The sequence below is a fragment of the Thalassotalea sp. PLHSN55 genome, from assembly GCF_052030545.1.
GTDB lineage: Bacteria > Pseudomonadota > Gammaproteobacteria > Enterobacterales > Alteromonadaceae > CANMXU01.
Genome location: NZ_JBPDIH010000013.1, coordinates 89893 through 108044, shown reverse-complemented (window position 1 = coordinate 108044; position 18152 = coordinate 89893). Strand labels below are relative to the sequence as shown.

Sequence of the window (18152 nt, the reverse complement as noted above, 5' to 3'; positions counted from 1 at the left end):
GATACCCAAGCACTTGTCTAACTCATTGAATATTATTTTTGCCGGCACACCAGATTTTGCCGCCAAGCACTTACAAGCCTTACTTAACTCAGAGCATAATGTGGTCGCCGTTTATTGTCCGCCAGATAAACCTGCTGGGCGAGGTAACAAGTTAACCGCTTGTGCAACAAAAAATGTTGCGCTTGAACATGGCATTACCGTTGAACAACCGGTGAATTTTAAAGACAAGGCTGATCAAGAAAAACTCGCCAGCTACCAAGCTGACGTTATGGTGGTGGTGGCTTACGGTTTGTTATTGCCGACAGTCATTTTAGAAACACCAAGATTAGGTTGTATTAATGTGCATGGTTCTATTTTGCCTAAATGGCGTGGCGCAGCTCCTATTCAACGTTCGCTTGAACAAGGTGACGCTGAAACGGGCGTTACTATAATGCAAATGGACAAAGGTTTAGATACTGGTGCGATGATCTTAAAAGCGACTTGCCCTATCACCTTAACTGATACAAGTGCTACCTTATATGAAAAGTTAGCAGAACTTGGCCCTTCTGCGTTATTAGACACGTTAGCATTAATGGCGCAAGGTGATTACCCACAAACACCACAAGACGACAACCTTGCCAGCTATGCTGCAAAACTTACCAAAACCGAAGCCGAACTCGATTGGCAGCAAAGTGCTGAGGTATTGCACCGCAAAGTAAGAGCCTATATTCCATGGCCGGTTGCGCAATTTACCTTTAATGAAGTTAATGGTGATAAATCTAAAGAACACCGAATTCGTATTTGGCAAGCCAGTGTTATCGAAACAGATGCTAGCGAGCAACCTGGTACGATTATTTCAGCTGATAAGAATGGCATTATTGTCGCAACCGCAAAAAATGCTTTGCGTATTGAAATGATGCAACTGCCAGGCAAAAAAGCGATGCCAGCGAGCGATATATTAAATGCACGTGCGGCATGGTTTAAAGCCAGCCAAGCAATTAATGGAAGCCGATAAACATGGCTATTAATTTACGCGCATTAGCGGCAACCTGTACTTTTAATGTGGTTGATAAAGGCAAAAGCTTAGCAGATGAATTACCAAAGCATCAGGAAAAACTCGTTGGTAAAGACAAAGGTTTATTGCAAGAACTTTGCTATGGCGTATTGCGTTACTTGCCTGAATTAGAATTCGAAGCGCGACAATTTATCAGCAAACCTTTAGTGGGCAAACAACGTGTCGGTCACTTTTTAGTTTTAGTGGGCTTATATCAAATACGTTACACCCGCATCCCTGATCATGCCGCAGTAAGTGAAACGGTCGCTGCGACAAGTCCGCTACGCTGTAAGCATTTAAAAGGTGTGGTTAACGCAGTGCTACGCAGCTTTCAACGTAAGGCCGATGAAAAAGCCACAAACGACCAACCACAATTACCTGCAGCAGTTAAATACAACCACCCAAGTTGGTTTATTAAAAAGCTACAAACAGCCTATCCAGAGCAATGGCAAAACATTTTAGTCGCAAACCAACAAAAGCCACCGATGTGGCTGCGCGTTAATCAGCAACATCATAGTGTGAGTGCTTATCTAAAACTGCTAGATAATGCCGATATCTCACATCAACGCGTCGACCAAGCTTCTGGTGCCATTTTGCTTAGCCAAGCGGTTGATGTAAATACACTACCAGGGTTTGAACAAGGTTGGGTATCAATACAAGATGGCGCAGCCCAGCAAGCGGCGCGGTTACTGGGTAGCCAAACCGGCGAAAATATTTTAGATTGCTGCGCCGCACCTGGCGGAAAAACCTGTCACGTACTTGAACTTACGCCAGCAATTACCATGACCGCAATTGATATTGAAGAAAAACGTTTATTGCGCGTGGAAGAAAATTTACAGCGCTTACACTTGTCAGCCAAAGTGATCGCTGGCGATGCTGCTCATCCTGAAAACTGGTGGGACGGAAAGCACTTTGACCGCATTTTGCTTGATGCACCCTGCTCGGCCACAGGCGTTATTCGTCGCCATCCAGATATAAAGTGGTTGCGTAAAGCTAACGATATAGAGGCATTAGCTGAGCTACAACAACAAATACTCAGAAAGACATGGTCTTTGCTTAAACCTGGTGGTACGTTAATTTATGCAACTTGCAGTATTTTGCCACAAGAAAACAGCGAACAAGTCAGCCAGTTTCTTGCTGACTATGATGATGCTCAGCTCGTGCCTATAGACGATAAAACCGACAGCATAGGTTGGCAGATTTTACCGGATGAAAGCGCGATGGACGGCTTTTATTATGCAAAACTGATCAAACGCGAAGCAACGTAAACAACAAGGTTACTGATTAAATATAATGAAAATAATAATTATAGGTGCGGGTCAAGTTGGTGGCACATTAGCAGAAAATCTCGTTGGTGAGCGCAACGAAATTACCTTAATCGATACCAATACCGAAATGTTACGCGAGCTACAAGATAAACTCGATTTACAAGTGGTACCCGGCCAAGGTTGTCATCCTGATATTTTACAAAAAGCCGGCGCAGAAGATGCAGATATGGTTATTGCCGTAACTAGCGACGACGCCACCAATATGATCGCCTGCCAAATTTGTTATTCATTATTTAATACCACCAGCAAGATTGCCCGTATTCGCTCTGGACGTATTTTAAAGTTCAAAGACGAATTGTTTAATAACAAACACATTCCTATTGATCACATTATTGCGCCTGAACAATTAGTTACCCGCGATATTGCCCGCTTAATTGACTACCCCGGCGCACTGCAGGTGCTAGAATTTGCTGGCGGTAAAGTTAGCTTAGTGGCAGTAAAAGCTTATTATGGCGGTTTATTGGTAGGCCACGCACTATCAACCTTAAAGGAGCATATTCCTAATGTTGATACCCGTGTTGCTGCTATATATCGTAACGGTAAACCTATTCGTCCGTTAGGTACTACCGTTATCGAAGCGGATGATGAAGTATTTTTTATTGCGGCAAGTATTCATATTCGCGCGGTGATGAATGAACTGCAAAAACTTGAGCCTGCATACAAACGCATTATGATCGCAGGTGGCGGTAATATTGGCGCAGGTTTAGCAAGATTATTAGAAAATAATCATGAAGTTAAGCTAATTGAACATTCGGCAAAACGTGCTTATCACCTAGCTTCAGAACTCAACAAAACCTTAGTATTTACCGGCGACTCTTCAGATCAAGAATTATTGGTTGATGAGCATATTGATCAATTTGATGTATTTATTGCGGTAACTAATGATGACGAAGCCAATATCATGTCGTCATTATTAGCTAAACGTTTAGGTGTACGTAAAACTATGGTACTTATTCAACGAAGTGCCTATATAGATCTTGTTCATGGTAGCAATATCGATATTGCCATATCACCACAACATGCCACTATTTCAGCGCTATTAACCCATGTACGTAAAGGCGCTATAGATAACGTATATAGTTTACGTGGCGGCGCTGCTGAAGCGATTGAAATTGTCGCCAAAGGCGATAAAAACTCATCAAAAGTTGTTGGCCGAACCATTCAGTCATTAAAATTACCGCCAGGTACGTCAATTGGTGCAATTGTACGTGGCGAGCAAGTACTAATCGCCCATTCAAATACCATGGTGATGGAAGAAGATCATGTCATTTTATTCATGGTTAACAAACGCTATATCTCGGAAGTGGAAAAATTATTCCAAGTCAGCGCATTAAGTTATTTCTAACTAGGGTCTGTTGATCTTTCGTGTTTGTTTTTGCAGCAGTTTATAGGTATTTAGACAAAGCATTGTGATTGCTATGTGGTTATTCCACATGAAAGCGCAATAATGATGGTTAAATGCCTAGAAACGCTGCCCTTGGGGTTCAACTAAACGCTATTTCTTCATCGTTGTTCACAACTTACATGGAACAACCATGCTGTGTTGTTCACGCCTTGAACAAAAAGCGTTTACTTTGAACAAAATTTAACCTCGAAAGTTCAACAGACCCTAGCAACCTTAGCCAAAAGAATGCCCTTCTTTTGGCTATTACATTAGCTTGTTTATGAACGCCAGAACGCCGGTGTAAATAAGACTAACAAAGTAAACACTTCCAAACGACCAAATAGCATTGCGGTAATAAGTACCCACTTACTAAAATCGTCAATGCTAGCAAAGTTTGCTGCCACTTCACCAAGGCCCGGACCTAAATTATTTAAACAAGCTGCCACTGCCGTAAACGCAGTAATATCATCCATGCCGTCAGCAAGTAGCAACAACATACAAATAACAAATACCGCAGCATAAGCAGAAAAGAATCCCCAAATCGCTTCAACTACGCGATTAGGCAAAGGTTTATTACCTAATTTAATATTAAATACTGCCTTTGGGTGCACTAATTTATTCAATTCACGAATACCTTGTAGGTATAACAGCAGTACCCTAACCACTTTCATGCCGCCACCCGTACTACCCGCACAGCCGCCAATGAAGCTAGAAAAAATGAGCAAAATAGGCAACAAGGTTGGCCAATCAGCAAACGATGTGGTGGCAAATCCTGCGGTTGTACTTATCGATACTGACTGAAACAGCGCCTGATCAAGTGCTTGGTCGGCGTTGTCGTATGTGCCGGTACTCATTAACACCACAAAACAAATAAGCGTCAGAACTACTTGCACTAAGATGAAAACTTTAAATTCTGGATCATAAAAATAGGTGCGCAGCGACCTTGTTTGCACAACCGCATAATGAAGCGCAAAGTTAATACCAGCAATGATCAAGAAAAATACACACACTAAGTTAATTTGCGGACTGTTGAAATAACCAATACTCTCATCGTGCGTAGAAAAACCACCAATTGCTATCGTCGAAAACGAATGACAAATGGCATCAAACGCACTCATACCGGCAAGCCAATAAGCTACAGCACATGCTATGGTTAATGATAAATAGATATACCATAAGTGCTTGGCAGTATCGGCAATACGCGGTGTCATTTTAGAGTCTTTTACCGGACCCGGCGTTTCCGCACGATAAAGCTGCATACCACCAATACCTAACATAGGCAGAACCGCCACTGCTAGAACGATGATCCCCATACCACCAACCCACTGCAATTGCTGGCGATAAAACAAAACCGCATGTGGCAAACTATCAATGTTAGTGAGTATGGTTGCCCCTGTTGTTGTTAATCCTGAAAAAGATTCAAAAAAGGCATCAGCGACTGAAAAGTTAGGTTGTTCAAGTAAAAGAAAAGGAATAGCGGAGAAACTCGCCAGTACCGTCCAAAAAAGTACCACAATAAGAAAGCCTTCTCGGGCTCTTAAATCATTTTTTTCATTGCGGTTTGGATACCAAGATAATAAGCCGGCAATAAGGCAGAATATAAAAGCCATTAAAAATGGCACACCACCACCATCTCGATATAACAAAGACACGATAGCAGGTGGCAACATGGTGACACTAAGCAAAGCCACTAATAAGCCAAGAATTCGAATAATATTTTTATATTGCACGGTATTGTTCTTTTAGTTTTTTACTGTCAGCATTTTAAATGAAAACAAAGATAAACGCTGCGCATAACAGCATCACTTTTGACATTTATTGAGTTTTATCTGCCCACAAGACAAGGTTTTTAATTGTTGTTCAACAATATCTTGGTTACTAATAGGTAATGCTATCACTAAATTAACCTGTTCGGCGTAATTTTGCTCAATTATTTCGCCCTCTGCTTGCTCGATCACATATAAAACATCATTAATTTGAGTATATTGGCAAACCAGTGTTTTATTGACCATAGGGACTTTGGTGATTGTTTTTAGTTTAGTCAGCGCTTGTCGTACACTGCCGCCATAAGCACGCTGTAATCCACCCGTGCCTAATTTAGTACCACCAAAATAACGCACAACGATGGCACAAACCTGACCAATATTACTGCCTTGCAAGGCAATTAGCATAGGTTTTCCTGCGGTACCCGACGGTTCGCCATCATCTGAAAAGCCATACTTTTGACTATCATCAGCTTTACCGGCAACAAAAGCGTGGCAATGGTGTGACGCCTGAGGATGAAGTGATTGAATAGACTTTAGCTGCTGTTTTGCCTGCTCGAGTGACTGGCATGGAAACAAATAACAAATAAATCGACTACGGCTGACAATCGTTTCATCAACGAGTTCATCAGCCGCAATTAGGTAAGGTTTGCTCACTTATTTTAGTTCGAGATCACGAGTCATATTTTCATTATGTGATTGATGAACAATAATGTTGTCTTCGATACGTATGCCGCCATACGGACGCATTTGATCAACATTTTGCCAGTTAACCATATCACTATGCTTTGAAGCTTTAAGCTCTGCCAGTAATGAATCGATAAAATACAAACCAGGTTCAATAGTAAAAATTTGATTGGCTTCAATTATGCGTGACGTTCTTAAAAACGGGTGTTGTTCAGGTGCGTTAACATGCGTACCTCTTTCATCCGCCATAAAACCACCAACATCATGTGTTTGCAAACCAAGGTGATGCCCTAACCCATGTGGGAAAAAGGTTGAAATAATGCCAGCATCACATGCGGTATCGGCATCGACCTTGATAAATTCAAACTCGTTAAGTACTTGGCCAATTTCGCGATAAGTCGCAATATGTAAATCTACATAGCTTGCACCAGGTTTTAAACCATCAACTGACGCTAACATTAACTGATCCATACGGGCGATTAATTCGGCAAACCGATCGCGCTTAAAAGAATACGTACGGGTAATATCAGCGGCATAACCGTTAAAGTTTGCGCCCGCATCCAGTAAAAATGAACGGTGTGCTTGTGGCACGCTGCGATCTAAATGGGTGTAGTGAAGAATCGAGGCGTTCTCATTGAGTGCAACGATATTACCGTAAGGCGTATCGTTAGCGGTATGCTCAGTTGCTTGCAAATACGCTTGTTGAATTTCAAATTCAGAGCAACCTTCTAAAAATGCATCTTTAGCAGCTTTGTGCCCATTAACCGCAATGCGATTAGACTCGCGCATACACATTTGCTCATAAGGGGTTTTATAACCACGATGGTAATGTAAATAATTTAATAAACCTTCAGGATTAATCGTTTCAAAACCAAGCGCTTGCGCCACTTCAATATGACCACCAATATAGGCACAACCTTTTTTATCATACGGTAGTAACTTATCGACATCTGTCGCTTTGGTTAGAATTTTAATATCAAAAAACTCTTGCCAATAATCATTACCTAGTTCAACAACTTTATGCCAAAAATCAACTGGTTGATAATAAATAAGTGTCGGTTTATCAGCGCCATTGATGATTAGCCAGCTATTAGGTACATCAACAACCGGCAACCAATATTTAAAATGTGGATTTACTTTAAATGGATAATTGTGATCATCTAAAAATACACGAATATCTTGGCCGGAATGAATGACAATAGTGTCTAGGTTTTCACGGCTCAGTGCCATGCTCGCGCGTTGTTGTAATTCAGCAATATGTGCAGGATATAGCGTAGTTAATGTTGTCATTTGATCATCACCCTGTAAATTTTTATTCATCTTAACATAGCACTGTTTTTTAATGCAGCTTACGCCATTAATGCTTTGATCTGACTGTGTAACTATTTTTTGTCACTTACTTTATTGTAGTCTTAATTAACTGATCAAACACCGTTTCCTCTTGGCCGACTTTTACCTGATATATTTGTTTATAGGCCATCACGCTTTTTACGTACTCGCGGGTTTCTTTATAAGGGATAGTTTCTATCCACATGTCAGCCGGCAACACCTCTGCCCCTTCTAACCAACGCGATACGCGATAAGGTCCTGCATTGTAAGAGGCCGTTGCTAAGACACTGTTGCCATCGAATTTCTCTAGCAGTTCTTTAAGGTACTTAGTACCAAGGTCAATATTATTTTGTGCGTCAAATAAGTACTTTCTCGGCAACTTTGCTTTTTTAAGTTGCACTGCTGTTTTGGGCATAACTTGCATTAACCCTCTTGCCCCTGCAGGTGAATTTGCATCACTCATAAAAGAACTTTCCCGGCGGGCAATGGCAAATGCCCAAGCGGGATTAATATTGTAGTTACTTGAGTAGTTTTGAATATCTTCATCAAACGCTAACGGAAAACGAAGCTCTACATCATTAAGATAACCGACAGCGGAAAGTGCAAATATCGCTCTGTCGTACCATTGATTTTCATAAGCAATACGCGAGGCGACCAGTTTTTGTCGATCATCAAGTTTCGTTAACCAGTAATTCCATTCTTTGCGCGCCTGACTAAATCGGCCTAAATGAAATAATTCAAATGCACGTTTCGCCGATGGAAACCTTAACACGGCAATTTTTTCTTGTTCGGTAATAAGCACAGGTTTGTGCTGATAGTTCATCGCTTGCTGCATATGGCTAGCCGCTAGAAAGCCGTAATAATGGCGGTTATCTGCTAACTTAGTTAATAGCGCCGTACCAGCTGCTGTTTCCCCCGTTTCAATTAAGCTACGCCCATACCAATACTGCCACTGCAATCGTGTTTGCAAGGTTTGTGGGAAAAGTAACAGTTCAGCTTTAATCGCTTGCCAGTCGTTATTTCTAAGCACATGGGCAATGCGCCATTGGCCAATATTTTTATCAACTAACGTGTTATCGACTTGATGAAGCCAGCTTTGTGCCTGATCATGATTTTTACTAGCCAAGGCAATGGCAAAGGCAGCGGTAACTTTTTTCTGTTGTGCTTGATCAATGCGCTGTTGGCTGACGATGTTGTCGTAGGTTTTTATCGCTAAATCAGGCTTGCGCCAAATGAGCCGTTTTAAGCCATAGGTGATAATTTCACTTTCTTTGTCTGACTTATTTGGGAAACGCGTTGTTTTAACAATATAGCTAGGATTAACTCTTACACTTTTCCATAAACTCGCTAAATATTGCTCGTTTTGCGGTAATAACGTGCCAAGGTAACGTAGTAAGGTATGGTCGCCACCATCTGCTGCAAGCCTGATGCGTTGCCAAACAATATCATAAGTTAAGTAGCCCGACTCACGCCACAGTTTAAATAGCGGATCACACGCTTTCGGTTGGGACTTTCCTGCCAACCATAGTTTGGTTACTTTAGGCAAAATTGTATTTTTGTCCGCCCCAAAACTTAATTGATAGCGGTAATAATGACAAGTCAGCTCCGCACTACTGGTAGGACGAAAGGCTTTAATAAAAAGTGTTTTATTATTTCTTTTTACCAGATAGTTGAGCCACTTTTTTCTCAATGGCCAGTCTAATGGTGTGCCTTTATATTTAGCTAAAAACGTGTCAATTTCACCGGCATTTTTCACCGACATTTTGTGCAGTAATCTTTGTTGATCAAGATAAGGCTGCAACGGGTAATAATGAAGCTGCTTATAAAGATTTTGATATTCACTCGAACTTGCTTGCCACAGTTTTTTCTCAGCAGATAAGAAGGTTTTGCGAATATTGGTTTGATTGGCAGCAAATACTTGCACACAAAAAAGTAGGGAAAATAAGAAGCAGCTTGCTCGGGAAAATTTTGATAGCATCAATTTACTCAACGTCATAATGAAGAACAGTTGTAATAAAGATAACTTAGCAACTCGCTCCCCCAGTTACTAGCGGTTAAGGCCAACTTTTCTGACTTTTTCAAAATATTTACCTTTATTAGGCTCTGTTGATCTTTCCTGTTTATTTTTGCAGCAGTTTATCGGTATTTAGATAAAGTATTGCGATTGCAATGTAGTTATTCCACATGAAAGTGCAATAATGATGGTTAAATGGCTAGAAACGCTGCCCTTGGGGTTCAACTAAACGCTATTTCTTCATCGTTGTTCACGTCTTGAATAAAAACGTTTACTTTGAACAAAATTTAACTTCAAAAGATCAACAAACCCTAGTTAAAATTACAATTTCATATTGATAAACTTGGCTAGCGCCCTACAATAGCGACAACTTTTTCTGGTTATTTACTTTTATGGACTTATCGATTTTTGAACAAGCAGATCAGCAACTCGACACTATCGGTTTAAGGTGTCCTGAGCCGGTAATGATGGTGAGAAAAACCATCCGTAAATTGTTAATAGAACAAACCTTATTAGTATTAGCTGATGACCCGTCAACCACGCGCGATATTCCAAGCTTTTGTCGATTCATGGATCACGAGCTTGTTGCAAGCCAAACCGATACCAAACCTTACTACTATTTAATACGTAAACTTAGCTAAGCGACTAAAACCTAAGCCTCTGTAAAGTTTATGTAAAATTCAGGGCTCACAGCCGCCCAAGTAAACAGTTATCCAACACAAGATCACAAATTCAAACTTTTGCCGTTTCATAGTTAGCTAGTATTAGCACGAACTTTTAATGCGTTTTTCACTGTAAACGCCTCAATAGATAATTCAAACATGAAACAATACTCAATAACGGCATTATTAGCCCTTGGTCTTATTGCACCTATTTCACAAGCTCAAGACGAGCCAAACCTTGATGTCCATGGTCAAGTGATCGGTCATGCAAACCAAACCGATACGCAAGACTTTCAAGCGGAAATTCACTCAGCCCGTATTGGCGTGATCGGTAATCATAAAATTTCTGATACCAAAATAAGCTTTCAACTTGAAGGTGAATACGGTGAAGACATGACGGTTGAATCAACACCAGGTGAATACCCAAACTATGAATTTAACCTTTACGATGCCAATGTTTTAGTATTTAACGACAACTACGGTGGCATTTTCATCGGCAGTGGCACATCAGGTACTTATAAAGATGTTTATGCCAAAGTCGATATTTTTGATATCAATAATATGCGTGAAACCAGTAATGCGCATTTATTCGATCAAGGACATCATGCTAATAACGAATTTGCCTACATTACCCCTAAGTGGCATGGCTTACAGTTTAAAACCGCGGTATTAACACCTAAAGTAACTAACGATCAAAATGTCGATATTTTTGTTTTACGAGCGCTTTATAACCAAGGTAACTTTAATCTGGTATTTAACCGTGTAGCTGTCGATGAAAGCTATCGAGGCTCCGATATCACCGAACAGTTAACTCGTTATGCTGTTGCTTCTAATTACCAGTTAAATAACCTTTATATTGCCGGTTTAGTTGAACATATTGATGATGAGTTAAATGGTGATAACCGAACTATCGCCCTTTCAGCTCAATACGAACTTAATGATATTACGCTTAAAGTTGGCTCACAAATTAGACGTGATCTAGACGGCATCGAAAAAGATGAAAGTTTATACCTAGCCAGTGCCAGTTATAATTTAGACAAACATGTGGCCCTTTTTGTCGAAACAGCTCAGTACCAAAAAGATAGCAAGCACGACACTATTAGCCTTGGTGTAAAATACAAATTCTAAGTAAGCTAAGTTTTGCTTAACTTTGCAGCGAAAAAAAAGGAAGGCAATGCCTTCCTTTTTTGTTATTTAAAGCGTGGCTTTATTGAAGTACTGAAATGTCAGCAATCGCAAAGAAGCTATTTCTTATTTCATTTAACAAGGTTAAACGGTTAGTTTTCACTTGTTCGTCGTCTGCCATTACCATAACGCTATCAAAGAAGTTATCAATTGGCGCTTTAAGCAGCGCTAACTCTGTTAAGGCTTGTTGATAATCTTTTGCCGCTAATAACGGGGCTACGGTCGAATTTACTTCAGTAAACGCTTGCGCTAATGCTTTTTCAGCATCTTCAGTGGCTAATTCAACATTAAACTCGCTAAATAATTCGCCTTTAAACTTGGCAAGAATATTACCTACACGTTTGTTTGCTGCAGCTAATGCGCTCGCTTCTTCAAGTGCTCTAAAGTGGCTTACCGCTTTAATGCGCTTTTCAAAATCAAGTGGCGCTGTTGGCGACTTAGCTAATACCGCTTGAATAATATCAACAGCAATATCTTGCTCTTGGTAATAAGCACGGAAACGCCCCATAACAAAGGCAATAACATCAGCTAAGGTATTATCGTTACTTAATTTATCAGCGTATGAATCAATCGCTTGCTGCACAATTTCTGCTATATCTAACGCTAAACCTTTTTCGATAATGATACGGATAATACCGATTGCAGCACGGCGTAGTGCAAATGGGTCTTTATCACCTTTTGGCGGTTGGTTAATGCCAAAAATGCCGACTAAGGTATCCACTTTATCGGCTATTGCGACTGCACAGCCAATATTGCCTTGTGGCAAACTGTCACCTGAAAAACGTGGACGATATTGATCTTCTAATGCTTGAGCAACAGCTTCTGGCTCGCCATCGTGCTGTGCGTAGTATTTCCCCATAGTACCTTGCACTTGTGGAAATTCTAATACCATGTCAGACATTAGGTCTGTTTTACATAACAAACCGGCGCGGTGTGCGTGTTCAACATTTTCCTCAAGCTTGGCAGCAATAAACGAGCTTAAGTTAGCAATACGTACAGACTTTTCTTTTAACGTACCTAACTGCTTTTGGAACAATACGCTTTCTAAACTTGCCAACCTATTTTCAAGTGTTTGTTTTTTATCAGTTTTAAAGAAAAATTCTGCATCAGCTAAGCGAGGGCGAATCACTTTTTCATTACCCTTGATCACTTGGCTTGGGTCTTTGCTTTCAATATTAGTAACAAAAATGAATTGATTCAACAAGTTACCTTTAGCATCCTGTACTGGGAAGTACTTCTGGTGATCTTTCATTGAATAAATTAATGGCTCTGCTGGCACTTGTAAGAACTCTTCATCAAAGCTACCCACTAATACTACCGGCCATTCAACTAAAGCAGTAACTTCATCAAGTAGTGCTTGGTCAACTAAGGCTTCACCATTTAGTGCTTTAGCGGCTTGCTCAATTTGCTCACTAATTAAACTTTGGCGCGCATGGTAATCAACCATAACAAACGCTTCTTTTAGCTGGGCTTCGTAGTTATCAGCATGTGTTAGGGTAACTAAACCGTGATGATGGAAGCGATGACCTTGGCTAGAAACATTAGATTTAACACTTAATACTTCACCAGCAATTAATTGCTCACCAAATAATAAGGTTAGTGTATGCACTGGGCGAATAAACTGAGTACGCCCTGCGCCCCAACGCATTGGCTTAGGAATAGGTAATTTATTTACCGCAACCTTGACCATATCAGGAATAAGTTCAGCAACAGTTTTACCAGCAACCGTGGCTTTATGTAATAACCATTCGCCTTTATCCGTTGTTAAGCGTTGTGCTTGTTCAACAGTAATGCCATTAGACTTTGCCCAACCTTGTGCTGCGCGACTCGGCTCGCCATTTTCGTCAAAGGCAACATTTACTGCAGGACCACGTTTTTCAACAACCTTGTCTTGCTGACATGCTTGTAGAGCAATTACTTTAATTGCTAAACGACGTGGCGTCGCAAACCAAGTAATGTCTTGATACGCTAGATCGGCAGCATCTAATTGGCTTTTAATCTGGTCATAAAAAGTTACCGCTAACGTTTTTAACGATGCTGGTGGCAATTCTTCTGTGCCTAATTCAATTAACAGAGTATCGGTAGTCATTATGATTCTCCCTGTTGAGTTGCTGCTTGGTTTTTGCATAAAGGGAAACCTAATTCTTCACGCGTAGCGTAATAAGCTTCTGCACATGCTTTTGATAATGTTCTCACACGTAAGATATAACGCTGGCGTTCGGTAACTGAAATAGCATGGCGTGCATCAAGTAAGTTAAAGGCATGAGAGGCTTTCATTACTTGCTCGTAAGCTGGTAAGGCTAAACCTGCTTCAATTAATTTTTGGCTCTCTTTTTCACACTGGTCAAACTGAGCAAATAATGCATCAACATCAGCATGTTCAAAGTTATACGCAGACTGCTCTACTTCGTTTTGATGGAAAACATCACCGTATAATACTTTACCCATTGGGCCGTCTGTCCAAACAAGGTCGTAAATGCTATCAACATTTTGAATGTACATAGCTAGGCGCTCTAAACCATAAGTGATTTCACCGGTCACTGGTGCACACTCTAAGCCACCTACTTGCTGGAAATAAGTGAACTGGGTAATTTCCATACCGTTCAACCAAATTTCCCAACCTAAGCCCCACGCACCTAATGTTGGTGATTCCCAGTTGTCTTCAACAAAACGAATGTCATGCACTAACGGATCAATGCCTAATTCTTTTAATGAGTTTAAGTACAACTCTTGAATATTCTTAGGCGACGGCTTCAACATTACTTGGAATTGGTAGTAATGTTGAAGTCTGTTTGGATTTTCCCCATAACGACCATCAGTTGGACGACGACATGGTTGCACATAAGCACTGCTCATTGGTTCTGGACCAATGGCTCTTAAAAAGGTCATTGGGTGAAATGTGCCTGCCCCAACTTCCAAATCTAATGGCTGAATGATGACACAACCTTGTCTTGACCAATAGTCTTGCAACTGAAGGATCAGCCCCTGAAAGGTTTTAATATTAAAGGTACTCATGAGTTTCCGTTAATTAATTTCTGATTTAAAAATTTGTCCAATTATAGCTGCTGGCGCTTATTTCACCTAGTGCAAGCTGATTGAACACGAATATTATTTACAAATTATTTTTCAATTAAGCCAGTGAGATTTATTTTCACTGGCTTTTTAACCGAAAAATGCCCGATTTGATGATCGGGCATTTATTTTCTATGACTGATTACAACTAGATATCTAAGTTAGATACTTTCAGCGCATTTTCTTCAATGAAGTTTCTACGTGGCTCAACGTGATCACCCATTAAGGTATTAAACAGTTGATCCGCAGCAATAGCATCTTCAATGGTCACCTGTAGCATTCTACGTGTTTCTGGGTCCATGGTGGTTTCCCATAATTGATCAGGGTTCATCTCGCCTAACCCTTTATAACGTTGAATGTACTGACCACGTTTTGATTCAGCCATTAACCAGTTTAGTGCTTCTTCAAAGTCAGATACTGGCTTAACTTTTTCACCACGCTTAATGTAACCGCCTTCTTCAATCAAACCATTAATAGCGTCGTTTAGATCTAGAATTTTGACAAATTCATTTGATTCAATAAACTCGTAACTACAGTTGTAAACGGTATCAATACCATGTTTACGTACATTAAAGCTTGGGTAGTAAACATTACGTTCTTGGTCTTGTTTCACTTCTACTGTGTAAATAGAACCATTTCCGTCTTGGTTTTCTAATTGAGTAATTAAGTCTTTGGTCCAAGCATCTACTTTGTCTTTATCTGAAAAATCGCTCTTGGCAATGTTTTTGCTGTAGATCATTTTTTCTAAAATATCAGCAGGGATCTGACGTGATAAACGCTTAATCGTTTCATGCGTTTGACGGAACTTATTCACTAACGATTCTAATGCAACACCTGAAATTGCCGGTGCTGATTCATTCACATGAAGTTCTGCATTTTCTAACGCTAACGTCGTTAAGTACTCAGTTAAAGTATCGTCATCTTTAATGTAGCGCTCTTGCTTACCTTTTTTCACTTTATATAAAGGCGGTTGTGCAATATAAATGTGACCGCGTTCCATAATTTCAGGCATTTGACGATAGAAGAATGTCAATAATAAGGTTCTGATGTGAGAACCATCAACATCCGCATCGGTCATGATAATGATATTGTGGTAACGCAATTTTTCTGGGTCGTATTCATCACGACCAATACCACAACCAAGCGCAGTAATTAGCGTACCGACTTCTTGTGAAGAAATCATTTTGTCAAAGCGCGCTTTTTCTACGTTAAGAATTTTACCTTTAAGTGGCAAAATGGCTTGGTTTTTACGGTTACGACCCTGCTTAGCTGAACCACCCGCAGAGTCACCCTCCACAATATATAGTTCAGAAAGTGCCGGATCTTTTTCCTGACAATCTGCTAATTTGCCCGGTAATCCAGCAATGTCTAATGCGCCTTTACGGCGTGTCATTTCACGTGCTTTACGCGCCGCTTCACGGGCACGAGCGGCATCAACGATCTTCATAATAATCGTTCTAGCTACCGATGGTTTCTCTAGTAAGTATTCACCTAGTTTTTCGCCCATGGCTTGTTCAACTGCGGTTTTAACCTCAGAAGAAACTAGTTTATCTTTCGTTTGCGAAGAAAACTTTGGATCAGGTACTTTCACTGAAATAACAGCAGTTAAACCTTCACGCGCATCATCACCTGAGGCGTTAGTTTCACCACCACCTTTTTTGGTTTTATTTAAACCTTCTTTCACCATATAGCTATTTAGCGTTCTGGTGAGTGCTGTTCTAAAACCACTTAAATGTGTTCCACCATCTTTCTGTGGAATATTATTGGTAAAACAATGAATATTCTCTTGGAAACCATCATTCCATTGCATTGCCACTTCAACCACAATGCCATCATCGCGAGTTAAGTCGAAGTAAAAAATTTCTTCATTTACTGGCGTTTTGTTGGTATTTAGATAATCAACAAATGCTTGAATACCACCATCAAATTTAAAGTGGTCTTCTTTACCTTCTTCACGTTCATCAATTAATTTAATTGATACGCCAGAGTTTAGGAATGATAGTTCACGAATACGTTTTACTAGTAAGTCATAGTGAAACAAGGTATCAGAAAATGTTTCTTCGCTTGGCCAGAAACGTACTTCAGTACCAGTTTTTTCACTATCGCCTACAACAGCGAGTGGCGCTTCAGGCTCACCCATTTTATAAAACTGTTCGTATAGCTTACCTTCACGGCGAATATTCAGCTTAAGTTTGCTACTTAAGGCATTAACTACTGAAATACCAACACCGTGCAAACCACCTGATACTTTATAGCCAGAGTCTTCACCACCAAATTTACCACCGGCATGAAGTACGGTCATAATAACTTCGGCTGCTGACACACCTTCTTCAGGATGAATTTCTGTCGGAATACCACGTCCATCATCCTTAACAGATACAGAACCATCTAGGTGAATTTTTACAATAATATCACTACAATGCCCTGCTAAAGCTTCATCGATTGAGTTATCGAGTACCTCAAAAACCATATGATGCAAACCAGTGCCATCATCGGTATCACCAATGTACATACCAGGTCTTTTTCTTACTGCATCAAGGCCTTTTAGAACCTTAATACTCGACGAATCATATTCATTTTCTACTGTCATAGCTTTTAGCCTATTCACTTATTGCTGATAGTTTGCCATGTTCCACGTGAAACATATTAAAATTATTATCGGTTGGTACTAGAACATCCAACACACTTTTTTCAATTGCAGTAATCATAACCTGGCAATCGAGTCTGTTTATTGCATTAGCTAATAAACGACGAGAGTTAATATCTAACTCTGCACCAATATCATCAATTAATAAAATTGGTTTTACTTGCTTAACTTTTTCGATTAGCTTTGTTTGCGCTAAAGTTAATGCCAGTAAAAACAACTTTTGTTGTCCTCGAGACAGCTTATTTTCTAGTGGTATGCCCTCAATCAAAAATTTTATATCAAACTTTTGTGGTCCATAAAGGCTAAACCCCATCTTATATTCTCGTGCTAAATTATCACTAAGCACGTCAACGAGATCTTTTTTTTGTGTCCATCCTTGTTGATATTGAACCTGAATATTATCCTCAATATTAGGAAGCAACTCTTTTAACCAAATATCTAATTCTTGGGTGAGCGTTTCAATATACTTTTTTCTAAACTCTGCTATTACTGTTGCCTGCTGACAAAAAGCTTGCGTCCAGTAATTTAAATTATCGCCTTTAGACTGCGATCTTAAACAAGCATTTCTTTGTTTAAGTATTCGTGAAAATATTTTCCATTGTTCAGAAAATTCATGTTCCACGTGAAACAATCCTAAATCAACAAATCGCCTACGCTCTTTTGGACCACCAAAAAATAGCTTAAAACTCTCTGGTGTTACTATTTGAACTGCAATGCTTTTTGCTAATTCAGATAAGCGATTATGTCTTTGACCGTTAATTTTTATCGAAACTTCATTCGTGACAAAATCTCGACTTATCCCTAACTGATTTTCTTTATCGTCTTTTATGCTAATTACAAAACTGCTTTGGTGATGACAAACCAAACTGTCTGCTTTTGTGGTACGAAATGATTTACCATGGCCAAGATAAAAAATTGCCTCTAATAAACTACTTTTACCACTACCATTATCACCAACAAAAAAATTAATTTTTGGATGTAAGTTAGTTGTACCCTGTTCTAAATTTCTAAAATTGACTAAAACTAACTTAGCAATACTCATAAACTA

General features: G+C 39.9%; 13 protein-coding genes. 5 read left to right on the top strand and 8 right to left on the bottom strand.

Going from position 1 to position 18152, the window contains the following annotated elements; translation table 11 throughout:
- The first annotated feature begins 13 nt into the window (after positions 1-13).
- Genes fmt through trkA form a run of 3 tightly spaced genes read left to right on the top strand, consistent with a single transcriptional unit; the run spans position 14 to position 3706 of the window.
- Positions 14-994 carry a methionyl-tRNA formyltransferase gene (gene fmt / locus ACRRSQ_RS19245; protein ID WP_440877404.1) on the top strand — a complete coding sequence of 327 codons (981 nt, stop codon included), beginning with the start codon at positions 14-16 and terminating at the stop codon, positions 992-994.
- 2 nt (positions 995-996) lie between these two features.
- Complete coding sequence (gene rsmB, locus ACRRSQ_RS19240; protein WP_440877403.1) at positions 997-2301, top strand: 16S rRNA (cytosine(967)-C(5))-methyltransferase RsmB; 1305 nt, start codon at positions 997-999, stop codon at positions 2299-2301.
- A gap of 25 nt (positions 2302-2326) precedes the next feature.
- A complete protein-coding gene (gene trkA, locus ACRRSQ_RS19235; RefSeq protein ID WP_440877402.1) occupies positions 2327-3706 on the top strand; it encodes a Trk system potassium transporter TrkA in 1380 nt (459 codons plus the stop codon).
- A 317-nt stretch (positions 3707-4023) separates the two neighbouring features.
- On the opposite strand, the gene ACRRSQ_RS19230 is transcribed toward trkA, so the two are convergent.
- From ACRRSQ_RS19230 to ACRRSQ_RS19215, 4 genes are all read right to left on the bottom strand, one after another.
- A complete protein-coding gene (locus tag ACRRSQ_RS19230) occupies positions 4024-5475 on the bottom strand; it encodes a TrkH family potassium uptake protein (protein ID WP_440877401.1) in 1452 nt (483 codons plus the stop codon).
- A gap of 72 nt (positions 5476-5547) precedes the next feature.
- Positions 5548-6165 carry a YigZ family protein gene (locus tag ACRRSQ_RS19225; protein ID WP_440877400.1) on the bottom strand — a complete coding sequence of 206 codons (618 nt, stop codon included), beginning with the start codon at positions 6163-6165 and terminating at the stop codon, positions 5548-5550.
- Entirely contained in the window at positions 6166-7485 is a 1320-nt protein-coding gene (gene pepQ / locus ACRRSQ_RS19220; RefSeq protein WP_440877399.1) for a Xaa-Pro dipeptidase, read from the bottom strand.
- 106 nt (positions 7486-7591) lie between these two features.
- Complete coding sequence (locus ACRRSQ_RS19215) at positions 7592-9502, bottom strand: transglycosylase SLT domain-containing protein (RefSeq protein WP_440877398.1); 1911 nt, start codon at positions 9500-9502, stop codon at positions 7592-7594.
- Between the two features lie 428 nt (positions 9503-9930).
- Between ACRRSQ_RS19215 and tusA the strand changes: the two genes are divergently transcribed.
- Both tusA and ACRRSQ_RS19205 read left to right on the top strand, forming a co-directional pair.
- A complete protein-coding gene (gene tusA / locus ACRRSQ_RS19210; RefSeq protein WP_440877397.1) occupies positions 9931-10179 on the top strand; it encodes a sulfurtransferase TusA in 249 nt (82 codons plus the stop codon).
- A gap of 180 nt (positions 10180-10359) precedes the next feature.
- Positions 10360-11328 (top strand): porin, encoded by a 969-nt coding sequence (locus tag ACRRSQ_RS19205; protein WP_440877396.1) that lies wholly within the window; start codon positions 10360-10362, stop codon positions 11326-11328.
- 79 nt (positions 11329-11407) lie between these two features.
- Here ACRRSQ_RS19205 and glyS read toward each other — a convergent pair whose 3' ends face one another.
- The 4 genes from glyS to recF form a co-directional block, all read right to left on the bottom strand.
- Entirely contained in the window at positions 11408-13474 is a 2067-nt protein-coding gene (glyS, locus tag ACRRSQ_RS19200) for a glycine--tRNA ligase subunit beta (RefSeq protein ID WP_440877395.1), read from the bottom strand.
- Entirely contained in the window at positions 13474-14400 is a 927-nt protein-coding gene (gene glyQ / locus ACRRSQ_RS19195) for a glycine--tRNA ligase subunit alpha (protein WP_440877394.1), read from the bottom strand. Before glyQ ends, glyS begins: the two co-directional genes overlap by 1 nt.
- A gap of 205 nt (positions 14401-14605) precedes the next feature.
- Positions 14606-17047: a DNA topoisomerase (ATP-hydrolyzing) subunit B gene (gyrB, locus tag ACRRSQ_RS19190; protein ID WP_440877393.1), complete on the bottom strand. Its 2442-nt coding sequence runs from the start codon at positions 17045-17047 to the stop codon at positions 14606-14608.
- Between the two features lie 10 nt (positions 17048-17057).
- Positions 17058-18146, bottom strand: a complete 1089-nt coding sequence (gene recF / locus ACRRSQ_RS19185; protein WP_440877392.1) for a DNA replication/repair protein RecF — start codon at positions 18144-18146, stop codon at positions 17058-17060.
- Between the last annotated feature and the right edge of the window lie 6 nt (positions 18147-18152).